The following is a 23,075-nucleotide window of genomic DNA, read 5'->3' as shown; positions in this document are numbered from 1 at the left end:
GAGCGCCGTCCACCGGAGCGGTACGCCAGGACCGTGTGCGCCCGCAGCCCACCGGTCCGCCTCCGAGCCCCGCGGCCTCCACCGCGTCCGCTCCGCCCCACCCGCACCACCGCCGGGAGCACGCTCTCCCCCCACCCCGGTCCCGCCTCCCCACGGCCGTCGTCGCCCGAGGCACCGGAGCCCCACGCCACCCCCCTGCGCACTCCGTCGTACGTGGCGTCCCGCCACACCCTCCGTACACCCCGGATGGAGAAACCACCCATGAGCAGCACACCGACTTCCACGGCGCACCCCGATCTGGTGCTGCTGAACGGACGCGTGACCACCATGTCCGCGGACGACCACAGCGCCGAGGTGGAAGCCGTCGCCGTCACCGGCGAGCGGATCTCGGCGATCGGCACCACACGGGAGATCAAGGACCTCGTGGGACCCACCACCACCGTGGTGGACCTCGCAGGCCGCCGCGTCGTCCCCGGGCTCATCGACTCCCACGTCCACATCGTGCGCGCCGGACGCACCTGGCGCGACGAGGTCCGCTGGGAGGACGAGCACTCCCTGGCCAGCGGCCTCAACGCCCTCACCCGCCGCGTGGGCGAGCGCCCCGAAGGAAGCTGGATCCGCGTGATCGGCGGCTGGCACCCCGCCCAGTTCCCCGAGAACCGCGGCCCCAGCCGCGCCGAGCTCGACGCCGCAGCGCCCGACAACCCGGTCTACGTCCAGTTCCTCTACGACTGGGCCGTCCTCAACACCGCGGCGATGCGGGCCCTGGGCGTCGACCACGACCTCGTGCGGCAACTCGGCGAGGAGGGCTTCGACCCGGCCGCCTTCGAGACCGACGCCGACGGCGCACTGACCGGCAAGGTCAACGGCACCCCGCTGATGGAGTGGTTCTACCGGCGCATGCCGAGCCCCGACCTGGAGGAGCAGATCGCCTCCACCGCCGAGATGTCCCGCGAGCTGAACCGCCTCGGCATCACCGGAGCCATCGACGGCGGCGGCTTCAACAGCGGACCCGACGCCTACCCCGCCATCCGCGAGACCTGGCGCCGCGGCCTGCTGACCGTGCGCAGCCGACTCGCCGTGCACGCCTCGCGCGCCGGCACCGAGCAGGAAGAACTCGCCGGGTACCTGCGCTTCACCCCGCTCGACGTCGGCGACGGCATGCTCCGGGTGATCGGCTCCGGCGAGGTCGCCCTGTACCGCACCGTCGACAAGATCGCCCACCCCGTGGTCATCGACGACGACGTCCGGCGCCAACTGCGGGAGATGTTCACCGACCTCGCCCGCAACCGGTGGACCGTCCACACCCACGCCCACCACCACGAGACCATCGACGCCGTCCTCAGCGCCTGGGAGGACGTGCACGCCGCCCACGACATCAGCGCACTGCGCTGGTCCCTCGTGCACGCCGAGCCCCTGCGCCCCGTCGACGTCGACCGGATCGCCGCCCTCGGCGCCGGCGTCCTCGCCCAGGGCCTGTTCCGCTTCCAGGGCGACGAGGCCCTGACCGCCTGGGGCGCCGACACCGTCGCCGAGGCGCCCCCGCTGCGCACCCTGCTGGAACGCGGCATCCCCCTCGGACTCGGTTCGGACGCGATGCGCGTCGCCTCCTACAACCCGTTCGCCACCCTCGCCTGGTTCCTCAACGGCCGCACCGTCACCGGCAACGCCACCCTCGACGCCCGGCACCTGCTCACCCGCGAGGAAGCGCTGCGCGGCTACACCGCGGCCGGCACCTGGTTCAGCTTCGAGGAGGACGAACGGGGCCGCCTGGAACCCGGTCTCCTCGCCGACCTCGCCGTCCTCACCGACGACTACTTCACCGTCGACGAGGACGTCATCCCCCGCATCGAGTCCGTCCTCACCCTCGTCGGCGGCCGGATCGTGCACACCGCCGGGCCCTTCGCCGAACTGCCCGTCGCCGCCCCCGTCACGCAGGGAGTCAGCCGTGCCTGAGACCACCGACACCCGCACCACCGCCGAGCGCACCCTGCTGATCAAGGGCGCCACCGTCCTCACCATGGACCCCGAGCTCGGCGACCTCACCACCGGCGACATCCTCGTCACCGGTGACCGCATCACCGCCGTCGGACCCGACCTCGACGACCGGGTGAGCGCCGACACCGAGGTCGTCCAGGCCCGCGGCATGATCGCCGTCCCCGGCCTCATCGACACCCACATGCACGCCTGGCAGACCCCCCTCAAGGGCCTCTACGCGCACGGCTGGACCGGCGACGACTACCAGTCCCAGGTCTTCTACCTCCGCGAGCACTTCCGCCCCGAGGACATCTACGACGCCACCTTCTCGGGCACCGTCCAGATGCTCGACGCCGGGGTCACCGGTGTCCTCGACTTCTGCCACAACGTCATGTCACCCGAGGGGGCCGAAGCCGGACTGCGCGCCCACCGCGCCACCGGTCAGCGGGCCCTGTTCGCCTACGGCATGTTGGGCAGCTTCGGCGCCCCGCCCGAGGACCACGCCTGGCGCCTCGACCACGTCCGCCGCCTCCACGAGGAGGTGAACACCGGCGGCGACGGCCTCCTCCGGGTCGGCATGGCCCTCGGCTCCATCGAGTACGGGTCCATGGACCGCATCACCAAGGAGGTCGCCCTCGCCCGCGAGCTCGGCCTGCGGATGAGCGTCCACCAGAACCCGCCCGGCCAGATCCGCGCCCTCCACGAGGCCGGACTCCTCGACTCCGACATCGTCCCCGCACACGCCAACAGCGCCGACGACGGAGAACTGGCGCTCCTCGCGCGCTGCGGCGGCGGCATCTCCTTCACCCCCGAAGGGGAGTTCGGCGGCGGACGGTCCATGACCATCCTCAACCGCGCCCACCGCGCCGGCGCCAGCCCCAGCCTCGGCATCGACACCCACGCCCGGGTCTCCATCGACCTGTTCGCCGCCATGCGCCTCACCTACCTGCTGATGCGCAACGTCGACGCCACCACCGAACGCGAGGCGGGCCGCTGGCCGCTGGAGCGCCACCCCGGCGTCCCCCTCGTCCAGCCCCGCGACATCCTGGCGTACGCCACCGTCAACGCCGCCGCCGCGCTCGGCCTCGGCGACGACCTGGGACGCCTCACCCCCGGACGGCTCGCCGACATCGTGCTCATCGACACCGAGCCGTACGGCGTCGCCCTCGGCGACCCCGCCGCGCACGTGGTCCTCCAGACCACCCCGCGCGACGTGGACACCGTCGTCGTCGGCGGTCGCATCCGCAAGCGCGACGGCCGCCTCACCGACCTGGACCCCACCGAAGCGGGAGCGGCGACCCGCCGGGTCCGCGAGCGGGTCTTCGCCGAGGCCGCCGCGCACGGCGGGCCAGTGCCGGACCTGGGACCGGTCCGGTGAGCAAGTTCATCCTGCGCCGGCTGCTGTCCGCGCTCCCCACGCTGCTGCTGGTGTCGGCCTTCGTCTTCACCCTGGTCCACCTGACGCCCACCGACCCGGTGGCGCAGATCCTCGGCGAGGGCGCCCCGGCCGCCGACAAGGCCGCCATGACCGCGCAACTCGGCCTGGACCGCCCCCTGTTCGAACAGTACGCGGACTGGCTCGGCGGCGCGCTCGGCGGCGACCTCGGCGCCTCGCTGTACACCAGCGTCCCGGTCTCCGAATCGATCGGCGCAGGCATCGGCATCACCCTGTCGCTGGCCGTCGCGGGCATGGTCATCGCCCTCGCCGTCGGCGTCCCCCTCGGAGTGCTCGGCGCGCTGCGCCCCGGCACCGTCGCCGACCGGCTGCTGACCACCGTCGTCGCCCTCGGCCTCGCCATCCCCAGCTTCTGGCTCGCCATGCTGCTGGTCCTGGTGTTCGCGGTGAACCTCGGCTGGCTCCCGGTCGTCGGGTACACCGCACTCACCGACGACCCGGTCGCCTGGGCCCAGGGCATGATCCTGCCCGCCCTCGCCCTCGGCTCGCACACCGCGGCCGTCATCGCCCGCCAGACCCGCAGCGCCATGATCGAGTCCCTGGAGTCCCCGTACGTCCAGACGCTGTTGGCCCGGGGCATCCGCCGCCGCACCATCATCCTGCGGTACGCCACCAAGAACGCCATGGTCCCGGTCCTCGCGGTCATCGCCATCCAGATGTCCGTCCTGGTCGCCGCGAGCTTCGTCATCGAACGCATCTTCGCGGTACCGGGCCTCGGCACCCTGCTCATCGACAGCGTCGTACGCGCCGACTACCCGGTGCTCCAGGGCTCCATCGTCCTGGTCGCGGTCATCGTCCTGCTCGTCAACCTGGGCGCGGACGTCCTGTACGGCGTGATCAACCCGAAGGTGAGGCCCCAATGAGCACCCACCAGGCCCGGGCCGGAACCCTTCAGCGCCTGCTCCGCCAGCCCGTCACCCTGATCTGCCTGGCCTTCCTCGGCCTCCAGATCGCCATCGCCCTCGCCGCACCCCTCATCGCCCCGTACGGCCCCAACGAACTGAGCGTCGCCGACAAGCTCCAGGGCCCGAGCGCCGATCACCTGCTCGGCACCGACGACCTCGGCCGCGACAGCCTCTCCCGGCTGATCTACGGGACCCGCACCGCGCTCCTGGCCTCCGGCGAGTCCGTCGCCATCGGCCTCGTCCTCGGCGTCGGCCTCGGCATCTTCGTCGGCTACCGCGGCGGCTGGTGGGACCGGATCGGCATGCGCATCGCCGACGTCATGCAGTCCATCCCGGCCCTGCTCCTCGCCCTCGCCCTGGTCGCGGTGCTCGGCAACGGCCTCACCAACGCGATGCTCGCCGTCGGCCTGATCTTCGCCGTCAGCTTCATGCGCATCACCCGGGCGGTCGTCCTCGCCGAACGGGAGAAGCTGTACGTGGACGCCGCCCGCGTCCTCGGACTGCGCCCCGCCTCGGTGATGTTCCGCCAGATCCTGCCGAACGTGTCACCCCCGCTGATCGTGCAGGCGTCCATCGCACTGGGCACGGCGCTGCTCATCGAAGCCACGCTCAGCTTCCTCGGCGTCGGCGTCGACACCACCGCCGTGAGCTGGGGCGCCATGCTCGACGCCTCCCGCCAGCACGTCGCCGAGCACCCGCTGCTCGCGATCCTGCCCGGCGCCGCGATCACCCTGAGCGTGCTGGTCTTCAACCTGCTGGGAGACGGCCTGCGGGACGCCGGATCGCCCCGGTCGGCGGGGGCGGCCCGGCCGCACCAGCCCGCGACGGCCCCCGCCGAGCCCACCGCGACGGGCCCCGGCGACCCCACCGGCCCCGCCGTGGTGGCCGACCTCGTCGCGGACCCGGCACGCCCCGCGGCCGACGCCCCGAGCGCCCCGGCCCCCGACACCGCCGCCCCGTCCGTTCCGCTCACCAAGGCTCCCGTACGCCTCGTCGCCCCGGGGCCGGAGCCCGCCCCCGCCGATGCCCTGCTGCGGATCGACGGGCTCACCGTCACCGACCCCGGCGGCGCCCAACTCGTCTCCGACGTCTCCTTCCACATCAACCGCGGGGAGACCTTCGGCCTGGTCGGCGAATCCGGGTGCGGCAAGTCCATCACCGCCTCGGCGATCCTGGGACTGCTGCCCAGGGGCGTCACGGTCGCCGACGGCTCCATCCGGCTCCAGGACACCGAACTCGCCGGACTCGGCGGCGAGAAGCTGCGCCGGGTGCGCGGCGGACGGATCGGCATGGTCTTCCAGGACCCCGGCTCCGCGCTCTCCCCGGTGCACACCGTCGGACGCCAGCTCACGGACGCCATCCGCGCCCACAGCGACCTGACCCGCGCCCAGGCCACCGAACGGGCCGCGGAACTCCTCAACCTGGTCGGGGTCCCGGCCCCCCGGGAACGACTCAAGGACTACCCGCACCAGTTCTCCGGAGGCATGGCGCAACGCGTCGTCATCGCCGGAGCCCTCGCCTGCGACCCGGAACTGCTCATCGCGGACGAGCCCACCACCGCCCTCGACGTCACCATCCAGGCCCAGGTCCTCGACCTGCTCGTCTCCCTGCGCGAACGCCTGTCCATGTCCCTGCTCCTGATCACCCACGACCTCGGTGTCGTCGCCGACAGCTGCGACCGCATCGCCGTCATGTACGCCGGACAGATCGCCGAACAGCGCACCGTGCGCGACGCGTTCACCCAGCCCCGGCACCCCTACACCGAGGCGCTACTGGCCGCCGTGCCGCACCACGGGGCGGGCGACGAGCCGCTCGCCACCATCCCCGGCCGGGTCCCCCCGGCCTGGGACTGGCCCCGGGGCTGCCGCTTCAACCCGCGCTGCTCCTACGCCACCGACAGCTGCCGCACCACGCCCGTCCCGATCGACATCGACGGGGTGCGCTGTCTGCGGGCCTCCGAACTCCACCTGGCAGGTGCCCGATGAACGACCGGACCCCCGCCCCCGCCACGCCGGCCGCGGCCCCGCCGCTGCTCAGCGTCGAACACCTCACCGTGCGCTACCAGCTCGGTCGGGGACTCACCGGACGCCCCACCCTGCTCACCGCCGTACGGGACGTCAGCTTCACCATCGGCGCCGGCAGGACGCTCGGCCTGGTGGGGGAGTCCGGCTCCGGCAAGAGCAGCATCGGCCGGGCCATCCTGCGCCTCGCCCCGGTCTCCGAGGGACGGATCGTCTTCGACGGACAGGACACGGCCGCGTTCGGCCGCCGCACCCCGCCGTCCTTCAACCGGGACGTCCAGGTGGTGTTCCAGGACCCGCTGTCCTCGCTGAACCCCCGCCAGACCATCGCCGTCACCCTCGGGCAGGCCCTCACCCGGCACCGGCGACTGACGGCCGTCGAACGCAACCGGGAGATCGCCGGCTCCCTCGACCGGGTCGGACTCTCCGGCTACCACGCCCAGCGCTACCCGCACGAACTCTCCGGCGGACAGCGCCAACGGGTCGCCATCGCCCGGGCCCTGGCCACCCGACCGCGGCTGATCGTCTGCGACGAACCCGTCAGCGCCCTGGACGTCTCCACCCAGAGCCAGGTCATCAACCTGCTCAAGGAACTCCAACGCGACCTGGGCGTCAGCTATCTGTTCATCGCCCACGACCTGGAGGTCGTGCGGCACATGAGCGACGAGATCGGGGTGCTCTACCTGGGGCGCCTCGCCGAGTCGGGGCCCGCCGAGCAGGTGTACCGGACCCCGACGCACCCCTACACCCAGACCCTCCTGGCGTCCACCCTCCTCGCGGACCCGGAACGACAGCGGGCCCGATCGGCCCGCCGCCGCGAACTCGCCACCGATGCCGAACTGCCCAGCCCCCTCGCACCACCCCCGGGCTGCGCCTTCCACCCCCGCTGCCCGCGCGCCGACGACCTGTGCCGCACCGAGCAGCCCGAACTGCTACAGCTCACCGGCACCGCGTCCCTGGCGGCCTGTCACCACGCCGAACCGGTGCGCGTGGCGGCCCCCTGACCACCGTGCCCCCCCCTCGTCACCCCGACCTTGGAGACCACATGAGCACCGCCCCCGCCCTCCCGCCGACCCCGGCCCTCCCCATCGCCCCCGCCCACGGTCACTCCCTCGTGGACTTCGAGGAGCGGATCAACTTCGAGCGGCTGCGCTCCTACCGGCTGTCCCGCATCCAGCAGGCCCTGGAGGCCAGCGAGCTCGGCGCGGTCCTGGTGTTCGACAACAACAACATCCGCTACCTCACCGGCATCTCGATCGGCGAGTGGACCCGGGAGAAGCTCTCCCGGTACGCCCTCTACACCCGTACCGGCGAACTGATCCTGTGGGACTTCGGCTCGGCGGCCGTCCACAACCGGATGTACGCGCCCTGGATGAAGCCGGAGAACTGCCTGTCGTCCTGGACGACCATGCGGGGCGCGGTTCCGCCGGACGCCGACCTGATGGCCCGCGCGGTCGCCGAGATCAAGGACCGGCTCGCCGCCGCCGGAGTCGCCGGGATGCCCATCGGCGTCGACCTGCTCGACCTGCCGATGCACACCGAGCTCACCCGCCAGGGCCTCGACGTCCGCGACGGCCAGCAGACCATGCTGGACGCCCGGCAGATCAAGAACCGCGACGAGATCACCCTGCTGTCGATGGCCGCCGCCATGGTCGACGGCGTCTACCACGACATCACCGAGGCGCTGAAGCCCGGGGTGCGCGAGAACGAGATCGTCGCCCTCGCCAACAAGCGCCTGTACGAGATGGGTTCCGACGACGTCGAGTCCATCAACGCGGTGTCCGGCGAGCGCTGCAACCCGCACCCGCACAACTTCTCCGACCGCATCATCCGCCCGGGCGACCAGGCGTTCTTCGACATCATGCACTCCTACAACGGCTACCGGACCTGCTACTACCGCACGTTCAACGTGGGCCGGGCCACCACCGTCCAGCGCGACGCCTACACCCGGGCGCGCGAGTGGATGGACGTCGCCATCGACGCGATCAAGCCCGGGGTGTCCACCGCGGACGTCGCCCGGCTGTGGCCCACCGCCGAGGAGATCGGCGTCCAGGACGAGAAGACCGCCTTCGGCCTGCTCTTCGGCCACGGCCTCGGGCTCGCCCTGCACGAGCGGCCCATCATCAGCCGCCTCACCTCGTTGGAGAGCCCGATGCTCATCGAGGAGGGCATGGTCTTCGCCCTGGAGACCTACTGCCCGGCCACGGACGGCGTCTCGGCCGCCCGGATCGAGGAGGAGGTCGTCGTCACCGCGAACGGCGTCGAGATCCTCACCCGGTTCCCCGCCGACGAACTGTTCATCGCCAACCAGTACTGAGCCGACGGCGCCGGGGCCGCCGCGTGCGGCCCCGGCGACCGCCGGGAGAAAGGTGCGGACCATGTCCGTCGATACCCACTCCGCGCACCCGCCGGTCACGGGACCCGTGACCGGCGAGGTCCCCGAGGACACCTCCCTCGACCTGTACCGGATCATGTCCACCGCCCGGAAGTTCGAGAAGCGGGCGTACGACCTGTTCCTCCAGAACCTGGTCAAGGGCACCACCCACCTGGGCATCGGTCAGGAGGCCGTCGCCGCCGGCGTCGCCGCCGCGATGCGCACCGACGACTACTCCTTCATCACCTACCGCGGCCACAACCACCTGGTGGCCCGCGGCACCCCGCTCGCCCCGCTGATGGCCGAACTCCTGGGCCGGGACAACGGCCTGATGCACGGCAAGGGCGGATCGATGCACCTCATCGACGCCGAGCGCGGCATCCTCGGCTCGTACGCCATCATCGGCGCCCAACTCGTCATCGCCAACGGCGCCGCCTGGTCGGCCCAGTACCGGGGCAGCGACCAGGTCACCGTCTGCTTCTTCGGTGACGGCGCCACCAACATCGGCGCGTTCCACGAGGCCCTGAACTTCGCCGCCATCTGGAACCTGCCGATCGTCTTCGTGTGCGAGAACAACCTGTACATGGAGTACACCCGCATCGACAGCGTCACCGCCGTCGACAACCCGGCGGCCGACCGGGCACCCGCGTACGGACTGCCGTCCGTCGTCATCGACGGCAACGACCCCGACGAGGTCCACCTCACCGCGCGCGCCGCGATCGAACGGGCCCGCGCGGGGGGCGGACCCGCACTGATCGAGGCCGTCACCTACCGGCACGGCGGCCACTCCCGGGCCGATCCCGCGAAGTACCGCGACCCCGGCGAGGTCCGTGCCTGGCTGGACAAGGACCCGCTGGTCACCTACCGGGAGCGGCTCACCGGCCGGGGCATCGACCCGGCCGTCCTCGACGCCATCGACGCCGAGGCCCTGGCACAGGTCGACGCGGCCACCGAAGAGGCCAAGGGCGGTGCCTGGCCGGACCTGTCCCGGCTGTACACCAACGTCTGGAGCGACGGGGGCCACGCGTGGCGCACCCCGTCGCCCACCGAGCACGGAGGGGGTCTGGTCCCGTGACCGTACTGACCTATCGCAAGGCCGTCGCCCACGGCATCGCCCAGGAGATGCGCCGCGACGAGCGGGTGGTGTTCCTCGGTGAGGACGTCGCCGCCGCGGGCGGCGTGTTCAAGACGACGGCGGGGCTCCTGGAGGAGTTCGGTCCGCTGCGGGTGCGCGACACCCCGATCAGCGAACAGGCCATCCTGGGCGCCGCCATGGGCGCCGCGATGACCGGGCTGCGCCCCATCGCCGAGATCATGTACAGCGACTTCTTCGCGGTCTGCTGGGACCTGGTCGCCAACGAGATCTCCAAGTCCCGCTACATGTCCGACGGGCAGGTCTCCTTCCCGCTGGTGATCCAGTGCGGCAACGGGGCCGGACTGCGCTTCGGCGCCCAGCACTCCCAGTCCATCGAGAACTGGGCGATGGCGATCCCCGGTCTGAAGGTCGTCGCCCCGGCCACCGCCCGCGACGTCGTCGGACTGATGGCCGCGGCCGTCCGCGACGACGACCCGGTGATCTTCTTCAACCACAAGGCGCTGTACTCCATGAAGGAGGAGGTCCCCGACCTCGACGACGGTGAGATCGTCGAGGAACTGGGCCGGGCCGTCGTCCGGCGCGAGGGGACCGACGCCACCATCGTCGCGCTCGCCGCGATGGTGCCCAAGGCACTCGCCGCCGCCGAACGCCTGCACGCCGAACGCGGCCTCGACTGTGCCGTCATCGACGTCCGCAGCCTCGTCCCGCTGGACACCCCGACCATCCTCGGCCACGCCTCCCGCACCGGGCGGCTGTTCACCGTCGAGGAGAACCCCCGGCTGTGCGGCTGGGGAGCGGAGATCGTGTCGCTGGCGACCGAGGAGTGCTGGGACGCCCTCACCGGAGCGCCCGTGCGGATCACCACCCCGCACATCCCGCTCCCGTCGGCGGACGCCCTGGAGGACCTGGCGATTCCCTCGGTGGAGCGGATCGTCACCACCATCGGCGCGGCCATGGGCGCCTGAACCCGCCCGCCCCCGAAGATCCGGACGGCACCCGGAGTCCCCGGTGCGCACCCGGAGCGAGCCCCGACCCACCCCACAAAGACCCCAGAACCTTCTGCAACCCTCCAGAAAGGCGACAACAACCATGAGTGCACCCCGTAGCGAGCGGCTCGGCTGGCTCGGCACCGGTCGGATGGGCGCCGTCATGTCGGAGAGCCTCCTCGCGGGCGGCGCCGACCTCACCGTGTGGAACCGCACCGCGGCCAAGACCGGGCCGCTGGTGGCCAAGGGCGCCAAGGCGGTCGGCACCATCACCGAACTCGCCGACGTCGACGTGGTGTTCGTGATGGTGTCCGCCAGTCAGGACCTCATCGACGTGGTGACCGGCGAGGGCGGGCTGCTGCGGGCCGAGCGCGCGCCCTCCGTGATCGTGGACTGCTCGACGGTCTCCGCGGAGGCGTCCGCCGAGGTCCGGGCCGCCTGCGAGGCCGCGGGCACCGCCTTCCTCGCCTCGCCGATCAGCGGCAACCCGCACATGGTCGCCGACCGCATGGGCGCCATCGTCGCCTCCGGCCCCCGGGAGACCTACGACCGGGTGCTGCCGTACCTGGAGCTGATCGCGCCGACCGTCGTGCACGCCGGGCCCGCCGAGCAGAGCCGGCTGGTGAAGCTCTGTCACAACCTGATGCTCGGCATGATCACCCAGGCCCTGGTGGAGGTCACCACCCTCGCCGAGAAGGGCGGGGTGCCGCGCGACGCCTTCATCGACTTCCTCAACGGGTCGGTACTCGGCTCCACCTTCATCCGCCACAAGGGCCGCGCGCTGGTGGAGCGCGACTACACGCCCACGTTCAACAACAAGATGCTGCGCAAGGACTTCGACCTCGGGCTCGGTGCCGCGCGGGAGCTGGAGGTGCCGATGCCGGTCAGCAGCATGGTCCACCAGCTGATCCAGACCGCGATCGGCCACGGCTTCGCCGAGGAGGACTACGCGGCGCTGTTCGAGGTCGAGGCCAGGGCCGCCGGGATGCGCTCCGCGGACTGACCCGCCCCCGTTCGCCCGACGGGCCGCGGGGTGCCCCAGCCCCGTACGACCCCCTCGGGCGGGGTCCGGGCCGGGCCGAGTCCACCTCGGCCCGGACCCCTTCGACCCGCCGTGCGCGTGCCGACGCCCTGTCCTGCAACGGCCCGCGCACGGCGGTTCCCTGCTGCCCGCACGACCCCGGTGACGGACGCCCGGTCCGCGGCGCAACGAGGCCGGGGCCCGTCGCACCCACAGGTGCGACGGGCCCCGGCCGTGCTCGTCGGCTCACCAGTCGGTGGCGATGTACTTCGCCTCCGTGTACTCCAGGATGCCCTCATGGCCGCCTTCGCGACCGAGCCCGCTCTGCTTCATTCCCCCGAACGGGGCCGCCGGGTCCGAGACGATGCCCCGGTTGAGGCCCACCATGCCGGACTCCAACGCGCCCGAGACGGCCAGTCCACGGCGCAGATCACGGGTGTAGACGTACGAGACGAGCCCGTACTCGGTCGCATTGGCCAGGCGAACGGCCTCCGCCTCGTCACGGAACCTGACGATCGGGGCGACCGGCCCGAAGATCTCCTCCGTCAGGACCGCCGAACCGGGCGCCACCTCGTCCAGCACCGTGGGCTCGTAGTAGTAGCCGGTCCGCTCCGGGGCGCGCCCCCCGGTCCGGACCCGGGCGCCGCGGGTCACGGCGTCCGCGACCAGTTCCGCCACCTTGTCGCGGGTGTCGGCGTTGACCAGCGGTCCCACCTCGGTGTCCGCCTCCAGCCCCGGCCCGACCTTCAGGGAGGCCATGGCGGCGGCGAGCCGGGACGCGAAGTCCTCGGCCACGGACTCGTGGACGTAGAAGCGGTTGGCGGCGGTGCACGCCTCCCCGCCGTTGCGCATCTTCGCGAGCATCGCGCCGCGCACGGCCGCGTCCAGGTCGGCGTCCGCGAGCACGAGGAAGGGCGCGTTGCCGCCCAACTCCATCGAGGTGCTGAGCACCCGGTCCGCCGCGCTGTGCAGCAGCCGTCGCCCGACCTCCGTCGAACCGGTGAAGGAGAGCTTGCGCACGGCCGGGTGGGCGAGCATCGCGCCGACCACCGCCCCGGACCGGTCGGCGGGCACCACGTTGACCACCCCGGCCGGCGCGCCCGCCTCCGCCATCAGCGCGCCGACCGCGAGCGCGGTGAGCGGGGTGTCGCTGGCGGGCTTGAGCACCACCGAGCACCCCGCGGCGAGCGCGGGCCCGATCTTGCGGGTGGCCATGGCGGCGGGGTAGTTCCAGGGGGTGACGAGCACGGCGACGCCGATCGGCACCCGGTCCACCAGGATGCGGTAGCCGCCCGCGGGAGCGTGCTGCACCGTTCCGGCGAGCCGTACGGCCTCCTCGGCGTACCAGCGGAAGAACTCGGCGGCGTAGGCGACCTCGGCCCGCGCGTCGGGCAGCGCCTTGCCGTTCTCGGCGCTGATCAGCGTCGCGAAGTAGTCGGTCCGCTCGGTCATCAACGCGTAGGCCCGGCGCAGGACGGTGGAGCGCTCCCGGGCCGGGGTGGCGGCCCAGCCCGGCAGGGCGCGCTCCGCGGCGTCGACCGCTGCCAGCCCGTCGGCCTCGCCGCCGGAGGCCACCGTGGCGATCACCTCGGTGGTGGCGGGGTCGTGCACGTCGATCCGACGCCCGTCGGCGGCGGGGCGCCAGTCGCCGTCGACGAACAGGTCGGTCGGGCACTGGTCGAGGGCTTCGGTGAGTTTCATATGAGGGCTCCGGGCTGCGTCGGTGGGCGCCGTGCAGCGGATCGACCGTCCGACCCGCTACGGCTAAGTGGCTAAGCCAATTACCTCAATATAGGGCCGCGCGGCGGGACGGTCGAGAGGTCTCGTGCCGAAGAAACGGCAGGTATGGGGGTGCGTTCTGCTGCGGGAGGAGCGGCGGGCGTGTGTGTTAGTGGCCAGGCCGCTGTGGGGTCGAAGGAGGAAGGGCCGTCGCCTCTGACGCCGGGCGCGCGCCGGGTGTCCGCGGCGCGTGCGCGGGGCGCGGGCGCCCGGGTCGACGTGGTGGTCATCGAGGACCGACCTGTCGTCTGCGCGCCGGCGCACTCCGGGGCGGTCCGTTCCGTTGACGGTCACCCCCCGGGGTGCGCGACCAGGGCACGCGGGCCCGCACAGCCCGCGCGGGCCGGGGTGCTGTGCGGGCCGGGGTGCTGTGCCGGGCGGGGAGTCGCTCAGGGCTTGCGCGCGATGGCCCCGTAGCAGGAGGCGTCGGCGTCGGTGAGGGTGAGCAGGGTGTCGTTCGGGTCCGGGTGCCACCGGTGGGTGGGCACGACGCCCGGGTCGAGCAGGTCCCAGCCGGTGAAGAACCGGCTGATCTCGTCACGGGTGCGGGCCTTGACCCGGGTTCCGGCCGCCGCGTAGGTCTGGGTGACCCGGGCGATGCCCTCGGGGTCGAAGTCCGGAGTGGCGTGACTGATGGCCAACGTGCTGCCGGAGGGCAGGGCCTTCTTGAGGTGCTCCACGACCGCGTGGGCGTCGTCCTCGTCGGGAACGAAGTGCAGGAGGGCGATCAGGCTCAGTGCTATGGGCTCCGTGAGGTCCAGGTGTGCGCCCAGCGTCGGGTGGTCCAGGATCGCCTGCGGGTCCCGCGCGTCGGCCTCCACGTAGGCCGTAGCCCCCTCGGGGTGGCTGAGCAGCAGCGCGCGCGCGTGCGCGAGGACGATCGGGTCGTTGTCCGTGTAGACCACCCGTGAGGACGGAATGACCTCCTGGGCCACCTCGTGCAGATTGGGCGAGGTGGGGATGCCCGTGCCGATGTCGAGGAATTGCCGCAGGCCCAGCGTGGTCGCCACGTGACGCGTGGAACGGTGCATGAAACGCCGGTTGAGACGCGCCGCGATCGGGGCCGAGGGGAACACCGTCAGTGTCCTGGCGGCGGCCTCGCGGTCCGCCGGGAAGTTGGTGATGCCACCCAGGTAGTAGTCGTACATCCGGGCCGAGTGCGCCTGGTCCATCCTCAGATCCACCGTGCCGTCGCTCACGCCGTCTCCGTTCTCTCCTCGTTCCGGGGCCGCGTAGCGGAGCCCCTGCGGTCGGGAAGTCGGGCCGGCCGCTGTTCGGTGCGGCGGCCCGCCCGGGGTCAGTCCACCCGCTCGGCCCGCCGCCGGCAACCCCTTCGCGCCATCGCGCCGGCCCGGGTGGCCACGGCCGCGAACCGCCCTGAGGGAACGTCAACTGCCCTTGTTTAATCATACTTTCACTGGATGCGAAGAAGTTCGAAGGGCGGACTGCACGGACGGCCCGTTCGTCCGGTTGGCTGGCAAGTGGGAGTACGTTCCCGACCGACACCGGCCCTGTGACGACCGGTTCGGTTCCCCGGACCACCCTCAAAGGACCACCTGTGCCAACGGACACCACCCACTGCGTGCCGCCCCGGGAACCCCGGGTCCGCGCGGCCGGCGCGGTCACCACCGAACACGCCGGAGCGCACCGCGCCGCACGCCCTCGGCCCCGTCGTCCCGCCGCACCCCCCGGGGGAGCGCGCCCGTGACCTACCCGCGCCCACCCGCCACCCGGGCCGCCACCCAACGGGCCCGGACCGTCACCTTCCATGCGTTCCACGCCTACCACCGCAAGCTCTGGATGCGGTACGCCCACATCCAGGTCGGCGGCCGGGCCGCGGAGGCCGTCGTGCAGAACGCCTTTGGTCGCCTACGCCAGACGTGGGACCACGCACTCAGGCAGGAGTCAGTGCCCCGCTACGCCTGGACCCTCCTCAAGGAGGAGGTCGACGACTGGTTGGCCGCCCGTGACCGCACCCCCCAACTCGTCGGGACCGCGGCCTTCGAGCAGGCCATCCGACGCCTCCTCCTCCAGGAGATGCTCGATGAATTCGCCGTGCTGAGCGAGGAGATCGGCCTCTACAGCGCCATAGCCGAGCTTCCCGAACGCCAGCAGGACGTGATCGTCCTGCGCTTCGTCCTCGCCTGCACGGAGGAGGACACCGCCGCCTTCCTCGGCATCCGCACCGGAACCGTTCGGTCCCACATCCGTTACGCCCGCCGTAGGCTCGCGACAGCGCTCCACATGCGCTACGAGGACGAGGACACCAAGTGACCGTGCCCGCCACCCCCACCCACATCGACGCCGCCCTGCGCGACGCACAGGTACTGGCCCACGAGTACGACACCTACGACACCGACGCCGCCCTGGACCGGCTCGGCCCCGACGCGGTCCCCGGGGCAGCACCGCGGACCACGCTCACCCGGACGGAACAGGCCGTCCGTGACCTCGACCTGGCCGCGACCCTGATCGTCGACGCACCCGGCGCCGCCACCAGCCTGGGGCGGCTCCTCGACCACGACCGCATCGACCCCGGCGGGGCGGTCGTCTTCGCCGCGCTGCTCCACCTCGCCGGACATCCCGAAGGCGCCCAGTTCTGGTGGCAGTTCGCGGCCGGCAGCGGCAACGCCAACGCCGCCTTCTGCCTCTTCCTCCTCCACGAACAACGGGCCGACTTCCGCGACGCACGGTACTGGCGCGCCCAGAGCGCGGCGCTGAGCGCACCGGGCACGCCCCGGAGGAGCACCGGGCTGTGGTGCCTGCGGAGATGGAGCGGACCGCCGCAGACCGCGGCATCGGTGCCGCACCACCTGCTGCCCGACAGCATCCGCCACGACCTGCTCAGCCGCTGCCGCCAGGGCGACCGACCCACGCTGCCGAACCGGGTCCAGGCCCTCATCCACAGCCTTCCCGTGGAACGCGACGACGACCTCTTCGGGGAGATCCCCCAGCCGGACCGCAGCCTCAGCGCGCTCCAGCAACAGTCGGCCCCGCGGCCGTGGAGGTCGGCGGGCACGGCCGGGCGCGGATACCGGACCGTGGGCGGACGGTACTCGTGACCGCCCCCGCATCCACCGCCGTGGGGACCTGTGGGTGCTGTACGCCGTGCTGTACGGTCGGGGCATGTCGAAGCCAGTGACGATCAGGGTCCCCGACGAACTGCACGCCCTGCTCCAGGAGCGGGCCGAGGCCGAGGGGACCACGGTGACCGCGCTCATCACCCGGGCCGCCCACGCCGCGGTCCGCGATCCGCGGCTCGAAGGCGCCGCCGAGGTCTTCCGCTCCTTCGTCAGCGACCACGCGGACGCCTTCGACCAGGCGTTCCCCGATGACGCCCGAGCGGACGCGTCGGGACGGGCAGCCTGACCATGGAACTCTCCATCGACATCCGATGGCTCCTGGAGCGCCAGACGGAGGTCATGCCCAAGCAGCCCGCGGTCCACGACTTCTCCGCCCTCGTCGCCGCCGTCGGTCGCCACCGCGTCAACACCCCCCGGGTCGGCGCCACGGTCGACAACGCCTGGCGCGCCGCCGTGCTGATGCACACCATCGTCCGACTGCGTCCGCTCCCCGCCCGCAACGCCCTATTCGGGGCGGGCATCGCCGTGGCGTACATGCACGCCGCGGGCGAGGGCATCGACGCCCCCTACGGTGCGCTGATAGACCTGGCCCGCGATCTGGACCACGGCAGCGCGGACTCCTACGACGCCGCCGACCGCATCCGCTCCTGGCGCATCTGACGTCCTGCCGCCGGCCGTCCTTGACTTGGAGCGCACTCCAGCCGGGAGGGTCTTCCCCAACGCCCCGTGCACCCGCCGGGGCCCGGAACCCGGGGAGACCTGTGAAGTACCGTCAGATCGGCACCGACCCCGCCACCCGTCGCCAGGTGAGCGTCCTGAGTCTGGGAGCGATGCTGTTCGGCACGCGCACCGACGAGAAGACGTCCTTCGCGATCCTCGACCGGTACGTCGAGGCCGGCGGCACGTTCATCGACACGTCCAACAACTACGCCTACTGGATCAACGACGGCCAGGGCGGCGAGAGCGAGCGCGTCCTCGGCCGCTGGCGGGCCAGTCGCGGCATCGGTGACGAGATCACCATCGCGACGAAGATGGGTGCCCGCCCCCTGGCGCCCGGCACCGGGTACGTCGAGAACGGTGAGGGACTCTCGCCCGAAGCGATCAGGGTCGCCGCGGAACAGAGCCGCGAACGGCTCGGCATGGACCGCCTCCCGCTGCTGTACGCCCACGTCGAGGACCCGTCCACGCCCCTCGCGAGAACGGTCGAGGGATTCGCCTCCCTCGTCGCCGAGGGCACCGTGGGCCTCCTCGGCGTCAGCAACCACTGGGCGTGGAAGGTCGAACGGGCCCGGGCCATCGCCGCGGCGGCGGGCTTGCCCCGGTACGAGGTGCTCCAGTACAGCCACAGCTATCTGCGTCGCCGCACCGACCAGCCCGACGCCCTTTCGCCGGACGGCGCCTACGGCATCGTGGACGGCAACCTGCTGAGCTACGTGCGGGACGACCCCTCGCTCGCCCTGGTCGCCTACACCCCGCTGCTCAGCGGCGCGTACGTCCGTGACGACAAGCCGTTCGGCCGGGACCTCGACCACGCGGGAACGCCGGTGCGGCTGGCGGCGCTGGCGGAGGTGGTCGCCCAGACGGGTGCGACGGCCAACCAGGTGGTGCTGTCCTGGCTGATCGGCGGCGAGACACCCGTGGTGCCGCTGGTCGGTGCCTCCTCCGTCGCCCAACTCGACGAGAGCCTGGCCGCCGTGGACCTGGAACTGACCCCCGCCCAGCGGGCCAGGCTCGACGGGGCGCACTGAACGACAGTCCGTGCGGCCCCGGGACGCGGGGCCGCACGGACGTGCCTCAGCGGTCGGTGAGCCCGTGGGCCATCCGGACCCGGTAGGCCGTGCGACGGTTCCACTCGTCGGCCGCGACGATGAGACAGGCGGCGACCAGGACGACGTTCTTGAGGATGTACTGACCCTCCATCGTCGGGATCGGCAGACCGTCCCGCCACATCTCGTCGTGCAGGAGGAAGAGCGCCGAGAAGACCCCGGCCATGTGCCCGAAGAACACGACGAGCGTCAGACGGAGCAGCAGCCCCGTGACGAGGCCGATCCCGATCGCCGTCTCCAGCAGGGCGAGCAGGGGGACGATGAAGTCCTGGGGGAGGAGCCCGAAGGTCAGTTTGGTGGTGGCTCTGACGGCGACCCCTTCGGCCGGGCTGGTGTTGGGGAAGAGTTTGAGGGCGCCGAACCACAGGAAGACCACGCCCACGGAGATCCGGAGCAGTAAAGGTCCGCGGACCGTGATCCGCACGGCCATGTTGTCGGCGGCGCTGCTGAGTGGGCGGCGCTGGGCCCGCGGACGCACATGGGCCCCCGTGGTGCGCCGGGTGAGCACCCGCTGTCCCGAAGCGGAGACGCGGCTCTCGCTGGTGTTTCCTACCGTCATTGCGAACTCTCCTGCCCATTCGGTGTGTGGAAGGTGTCGCCGCCCGTCCGTCACGGACGGTGGGAGGGGTCGCCGCCGGACGCCGGACCACGGGTGCTCCTACGGAACCCGCGCCGGACCCGCTGACCCACGGCGGCAGGAGGCCGGCGCGGACGCGGGGGCGGGGGTGTGGTGGGAACGTCGTGGTGACGGGTGGACCCGGGGCGGCTCCGGCCCCGGGCAGCGGCGGCGACGGCCGCGGCGGTCAGCGCGTGTTCACGCCCGAGCGCGCCGGCCGGACTCGCTGAGTCCGGCCGGTGGTGGAGAGGGGGACGAGACGTCCGGGGGTGCCGACCGTTCGGGTCGGCGTGTCCGCGACCAGGAGAGGGATGAGGTCCGCACGGGCGGCGGCCGTCCTCTGGGTACCCGGCATGGCAACTCCTTTGCGTGGGGGGGCGCACGTCACCGCTCAGGTCACGCCGGAGCGTGCCACGGTGACGGTGCGGGTGGGCCTGACGGCAGTCCGGTGGTGGGGGACCAGCTGCCGACGGTCATGAGGCGCACCCGCGCACATGCTTGGTCTAGACCATACTCCTTGACGGTTTCCGGTCAAGAGGGAACACCACGTCAGGTCCCATTTCTGCTGCGCCGTTGAGGAGATCCCGCCGGTGCGGCGATCGCGTTGCCCGGCCCCCTCGGCTCGCCCCCGCAACGCTCCGCCCCCGGCACGGTCGAGTGCCGGGGGCGGAGTGCCGGGGGCGGTTCAGACGGGCAGGGACAACAGCAGCAGGGGCGCAGTGGTGGGCCGGGGCGAGCCGCCGGCGGGTTCGAGGGTGAGGCCCAGCGCCCGGGCGCCACCGGTGGCGCCCTCGACGAGGACGGTGCCGTCGCGGTCGATGAACCCGGCCGGTCGCATCGCGCCGTCACGGTTCAGCCAGAGTTGGTACGTCCTGCCGGTCCCCGCAGCGGGCAGACCGGCGGCGGTGAAGACGGCCCGCTCCTGTCGGGGCGACACGGCGACGAGGGCGTGCGCGCCGTTGCTGGCCCGTCCGCGGACCGTGCGGGTGTCGGGAGCGGCGAGCACCACGCCGATGTCGTGCAGCTGCTGGCGGGCCTGCTCGGCGCGTTGAGCGGCCCGCTCCCCCTCCCGGTGCTGCTGGACGACGAGCCCGGCGAGCGCGGCGGCGACGGCCAGCGAGGCGGCGACCACCAGCCGCGGGAGCCGGCGGCCGGCCCCCGTGCGCAGCCGCGCCGGGACGGTGCCGGAGACCTGCGGGGGCAGTTGGCGCACGCCATCCACCGCACCCAGCACCTGCTGCTTCATCGAGGCGGGCGGGGCCTGCGCCGCGGCCGAGGCGAGCCGGGCGGCGGTCGCCGCGAACTCCGCGGTCTCCCGCCGGCACGCCGCACAGCGCGCCAGGTGCGCCGCGAAGACGTCCCGCTCGTCGGCGTCCAGGGCGTCGAGCGCATGGGCGGCGGTGAGCGCGTGCGGGTCGGGCAGGACCTCGTGTCGCTGTTTCATACGGTCACCCCCATGCAGTCGCGCAGCCGGACCAGTCCGTCGCGCATGCGTGTCTTGACGGTCGGAAGGGGCGTGCGGAGCGTCTGCGCCACCTCGCGGTAGGTCAGCCCACGGTAGTAGGCCAGGGTGACGGACTCGCGTTGGAGTTCGGTGAGCCCGCTCAGGCACCGGCGGACCTGTTCGCTCTCCAACCGGGTCTCGACCTGTTCCGCCACCTCGTCGAAGGGGGCCTGGTGCTCGCGGGCGGCCCGGGCCTGCTCACGATCGGTGGCGGCCTGCGCGGCGCGGACCCGGTCCACCGCCCTGCGGTGCGCGATCGTCGCCGCCCAGGTGGTCACGCTGCCGACGGCGGATCGGTAGCGGGCGGCCTGCCGCCACAGGTCGATCATCACTTCCTGGGTGACCTCCTCCGACTGGGCCCGGTCCCGCACCACCTTGAGCACGATGCCGAAGACCAACGGCGCGAGCGCGTCGTACAGACCCGAGAACGCCTGGCGGTCACCGCGGGCGACCTCCGCCATCAGCTCGGCCAGGTCGGCGCGCGAGGTACCGCCGGTGCCGAGCGGCAAGGGACGGCTCACTGCCCGGACCCCCGCTGTGGGGACCGGTGCGCACAAGGGCCGGTGGGAGTCGATCGGTTCGGGGGCGTCCATCGCATGGGAGTCCTTCGGCGTCGCGGTGGCGGCCGCCCTGGGCACGCGCGGTGCGGAGCAGCTCATGGGGTGTTCGTAGCGGAGGTGCCCCCGGATGGGTGGCACCTTCCGGCCGGTCCGCGCCGCGCCCCGGCGAGCGTGCCCGGGCCCTCCGGCCGGCGCCGCGACCGCCGTCCGGGCGAGCACGGTCGCCGACCGACCGAAGGACGCAGCAATCCGTCGGCCCCGCGCGGCCGCATGGCCGACGTGGGCAACTCGTGGTGCGCCAGGAGCCGCCCCCCCCCAGGAACTGCGGAAGGGCTCTTTCCGGACCATCCGGACGCGCCAGGTCACCACCAGCGGCTCCGGAACCTCCCACCGGGCCAACGGCACGGCCGACCTGGTCCGCGGCAACGTCCGGACGGCCAACGCCCGCGGGCACCGCATCGACACGGCCACTCCTGCCGAAGCAGCGCCCGCACGGTCAGGAAGCCCACCGCGGCACGACCGCACGGCGGCACCTCCTCGTCACCGGTTCCCGACCGAGCCGCAGACACCCCCGGTCCCTCCGCCACCTGCAACGACGCCGGGCCCCGGCCGCCCCCACACGGTGACCGGCGCCCCACCGCCTTCCCCCGCCCCGACGGGCCGGCGCCCCACCGCGCCGCGCCCCCGCACCCACCGGCCCCGACCCCGCACCGGCCCACCCCGTGAAGCGGCCCGCGCCCCACCCCTGGTGAGGCCGGGACCCACGGGGTCAGTGGGGGGCGAGTCGACTCGTGGCCGGTGTTGAACGGCACGGCGGCGGGAAGGCGCCGGACGATGGATCGTGGTCTTGTCGCGAACGAGAACGGCGGGCCATACTCCCAACCGCAGACTACCTTGCGTGATCAGTGGCTGGCTCTTCGTGGTGATCGCGCCTCGGTCGCGGAGCTGACGGATGGCGACGCCGCCCGAAGTCTGGATGACCTCATGTGCCAGCTCGAACCCGTTGCTGCTCGATGCGTTCCGTTCGGCTGCGCGTCGCGTCGTTCGAAAGGGGTGGAAAGGTTCGGTGCCGCCGTCTTCCGGAGGGTGTGAAGCCCTCGATGCCGCGCAACGACGTCAGTTCTCCGAAGCCGGATACCTGGTACTGCCCGGGCTGCTCCCGGAATCGCTCCGGACCAGACTCGTCCCCGAAGTCGACCGCTGGGTGGACGAGGGCCTGCGCGCCCGGTCGATAGCCTCCTGCACCGACCCCGTCACGAACGGACCGCCCCCGCTCCTCGAACTGGAGCTGACGGCGCACGGCGAACTCCTCACCCACGTGCCGCTGTTACGGACCCTGTCCCGTCTCATGGGGCCGTCGTTCGTCTTCCACCACCTGCACAGCGACCGGCAGGCCCCGGACATCGGCGGCAAGTCCTGGCACCACGACTGCGAGCCCAACGACCGGTCCGACCCCTCGCTGCTGATGGTGCACGCACTCCACTACCTCGGCGGACTCGACGAAGAGGTCGGCAGCCTCGCGGTCCTCCCCGGATCGCACCGCCGCTCGGTCGGCAAGGCCGCCCTCGCCCACCACGGCACCTCCGAACTCACCGGCGAGGTGGTCATCGACCGGCTGCCGCCCGGCACGACCGTGCTGCTCAACTCGGCCCTGTTCCACACCCGTAGACCCGCTCCGGACGGCCCCGGCAGAGCCCGCTACTTCATCGACGCGTCCTACTGCCAGGTCGGGGCGCGATGGCGGCCGGTCAAGCCCCACTGGCGGCAGATGCTCGCCCGGGCCCGCGAACTGGGCCTGGCCGACGGCCAGTGGCCGGAGCTGTTCGCCGAGCGACACTTCACCGAGTACACCAGAGCCGTTTGAGGAGCATCGC

20 protein-coding genes are annotated in these 23,075 nt (G+C 72.5%); 15 read left to right on the top strand and 5 right to left on the bottom strand.

The genetic code is table 11. The features are described from left to right. Positions 1–261: 261 nt before the first annotated feature. From ACFYOU_RS12260 to ACFYOU_RS12220, 9 genes are all read left to right on the top strand, one after another. Positions 262–1,956 (top strand): amidohydrolase, encoded by a 1,695-nt coding sequence (locus ACFYOU_RS12260; RefSeq protein WP_389771360.1) that lies wholly within the window; start codon positions 262–264, stop codon positions 1,954–1,956. Beyond that, a complete protein-coding gene (locus ACFYOU_RS12255) occupies positions 1,949–3,355 on the top strand; it encodes an amidohydrolase family protein (protein WP_389771362.1) in 1,407 nt (468 codons plus the stop codon). Before ACFYOU_RS12260 ends, ACFYOU_RS12255 begins: the two co-directional genes overlap by 8 nt. Beyond that, positions 3,352–4,296 (top strand): ABC transporter permease, encoded by a 945-nt coding sequence (locus ACFYOU_RS12250; protein WP_387008535.1) that lies wholly within the window; start codon positions 3,352–3,354, stop codon positions 4,294–4,296. The genes ACFYOU_RS12255 and ACFYOU_RS12250 overlap by 4 nt, the downstream gene beginning before the upstream one ends. Further along, a complete protein-coding gene (locus ACFYOU_RS12245; RefSeq protein WP_391305126.1) occupies positions 4,293–6,323 on the top strand; it encodes an oligopeptide/dipeptide ABC transporter ATP-binding protein in 2,031 nt (676 codons plus the stop codon). The genes ACFYOU_RS12250 and ACFYOU_RS12245 overlap by 4 nt, the downstream gene beginning before the upstream one ends. Beyond that, complete coding sequence (locus ACFYOU_RS12240) at positions 6,320–7,363, top strand: ABC transporter ATP-binding protein (protein ID WP_389771368.1); 1,044 nt, start codon at positions 6,320–6,322, stop codon at positions 7,361–7,363. Before ACFYOU_RS12245 ends, ACFYOU_RS12240 begins: the two co-directional genes overlap by 4 nt. A 41-nt stretch (positions 7,364–7,404) precedes the next feature. Then, positions 7,405–8,676, top strand: coding sequence for a M24 family metallopeptidase (locus ACFYOU_RS12235; protein WP_387008541.1), 1,272 nt, complete (start codon positions 7,405–7,407; stop codon positions 8,674–8,676). 61 nt (positions 8,677–8,737) lie between these two features. Continuing rightward, positions 8,738–9,808 carry a thiamine pyrophosphate-dependent dehydrogenase E1 component subunit alpha gene (locus ACFYOU_RS12230; RefSeq protein ID WP_389771371.1) on the top strand — a complete coding sequence of 357 codons (1,071 nt, stop codon included), beginning with the start codon at positions 8,738–8,740 and terminating at the stop codon, positions 9,806–9,808. Further along, the gene (locus tag ACFYOU_RS12225; protein ID WP_385496384.1) at positions 9,805–10,794 is read left to right on the top strand and encodes an alpha-ketoacid dehydrogenase subunit beta; all 990 of its coding nucleotides are present in this window, start codon (positions 9,805–9,807) and stop codon (positions 10,792–10,794) included. Before ACFYOU_RS12230 ends, ACFYOU_RS12225 begins: the two co-directional genes overlap by 4 nt. 124 nt (positions 10,795–10,918) lie before the next feature. Continuing rightward, complete coding sequence (locus ACFYOU_RS12220; RefSeq protein WP_391305124.1) at positions 10,919–11,818, top strand: NAD(P)-binding domain-containing protein; 900 nt, start codon at positions 10,919–10,921, stop codon at positions 11,816–11,818. Between the two features lie 264 nt (positions 11,819–12,082). On the opposite strand, the gene ACFYOU_RS12215 is transcribed toward ACFYOU_RS12220, so the two are convergent. Beyond that, positions 12,083–13,537 carry an NAD-dependent succinate-semialdehyde dehydrogenase gene (locus tag ACFYOU_RS12215; RefSeq protein ID WP_389766894.1) on the bottom strand — a complete coding sequence of 485 codons (1,455 nt, stop codon included), beginning with the start codon at positions 13,535–13,537 and terminating at the stop codon, positions 12,083–12,085. A 467-nt stretch (positions 13,538–14,004) separates the two neighbouring features. Then, on the bottom strand, positions 14,005–14,787 hold the full coding sequence (locus tag ACFYOU_RS12210) for an SAM-dependent methyltransferase (RefSeq protein WP_391305778.1): 783 nt from the start codon (positions 14,785–14,787) through the stop codon (positions 14,005–14,007). Positions 14,788–15,319: 532 nt separating this feature from the next. Between ACFYOU_RS12210 and ACFYOU_RS12205 the strand changes: the two genes are divergently transcribed. The 5 genes from ACFYOU_RS12205 (at position 15,320) to ACFYOU_RS12185 (ending at position 18,443) form a co-directional block, all read left to right on the top strand. After that, on the top strand, positions 15,320–15,889 hold the full coding sequence (locus tag ACFYOU_RS12205; RefSeq protein ID WP_389766892.1) for an RNA polymerase sigma factor: 570 nt from the start codon (positions 15,320–15,322) through the stop codon (positions 15,887–15,889). Then, positions 15,886–16,674 carry a glycoprotein gene (locus ACFYOU_RS12200; protein WP_391305122.1) on the top strand — a complete coding sequence of 263 codons (789 nt, stop codon included), beginning with the start codon at positions 15,886–15,888 and terminating at the stop codon, positions 16,672–16,674. Before ACFYOU_RS12205 ends, ACFYOU_RS12200 begins: the two co-directional genes overlap by 4 nt. A 64-nt stretch (positions 16,675–16,738) precedes the next feature. Continuing rightward, the gene (locus tag ACFYOU_RS12195) at positions 16,739–16,981 is read left to right on the top strand and encodes a YlcI/YnfO family protein (protein ID WP_385495028.1); all 243 of its coding nucleotides are present in this window, start codon (positions 16,739–16,741) and stop codon (positions 16,979–16,981) included. A 2-nt stretch (positions 16,982–16,983) separates the two neighbouring features. After that, complete coding sequence (locus tag ACFYOU_RS12190) at positions 16,984–17,355, top strand: toxin Doc (RefSeq protein ID WP_391305120.1); 372 nt, start codon at positions 16,984–16,986, stop codon at positions 17,353–17,355. Between the two features lie 101 nt (positions 17,356–17,456). After that, on the top strand, positions 17,457–18,443 hold the full coding sequence (locus ACFYOU_RS12185; protein WP_391305119.1) for an aldo/keto reductase: 987 nt from the start codon (positions 17,457–17,459) through the stop codon (positions 18,441–18,443). A 46-nt stretch (positions 18,444–18,489) separates the two neighbouring features. On the opposite strand, the gene ACFYOU_RS12180 is transcribed toward ACFYOU_RS12185, so the two are convergent. From ACFYOU_RS12180 to sigK, 3 genes are all read right to left on the bottom strand, one after another. After that, a complete protein-coding gene (locus ACFYOU_RS12180; protein WP_389766883.1) occupies positions 18,490–19,080 on the bottom strand; it encodes a DoxX family protein in 591 nt (196 codons plus the stop codon). 742 nt (positions 19,081–19,822) lie between these two features. Continuing rightward, complete coding sequence (locus ACFYOU_RS12175) at positions 19,823–20,581, bottom strand: anti-sigma factor domain-containing protein (protein WP_391305117.1); 759 nt, start codon at positions 20,579–20,581, stop codon at positions 19,823–19,825. Further along, on the bottom strand, positions 20,578–21,162 hold the full coding sequence (gene sigK / locus ACFYOU_RS12170; protein WP_391305776.1) for an ECF RNA polymerase sigma factor SigK: 585 nt from the start codon (positions 21,160–21,162) through the stop codon (positions 20,578–20,580). The genes ACFYOU_RS12175 and sigK overlap by 4 nt, the downstream gene beginning before the upstream one ends. Positions 21,163–22,267: 1,105 nt before the next feature. Here sigK and ACFYOU_RS12165 point away from each other — a divergent pair. Next, the gene (locus ACFYOU_RS12165; RefSeq protein WP_389766877.1) at positions 22,268–23,065 is read left to right on the top strand and encodes a phytanoyl-CoA dioxygenase family protein; all 798 of its coding nucleotides are present in this window, start codon (positions 22,268–22,270) and stop codon (positions 23,063–23,065) included. Positions 23,066–23,075 lie beyond the last annotated feature (10 nt).

This window comes from Streptomyces sp. NPDC005955, from assembly GCF_042871255.1.
Taxonomy (GTDB): domain Bacteria; phylum Actinomycetota; class Actinomycetes; order Streptomycetales; family Streptomycetaceae; genus Streptomyces.
The sequence above is the reverse complement of the archived record's forward strand: the minus strand, read 5'-3'. Positions and strand labels throughout refer to the sequence as shown.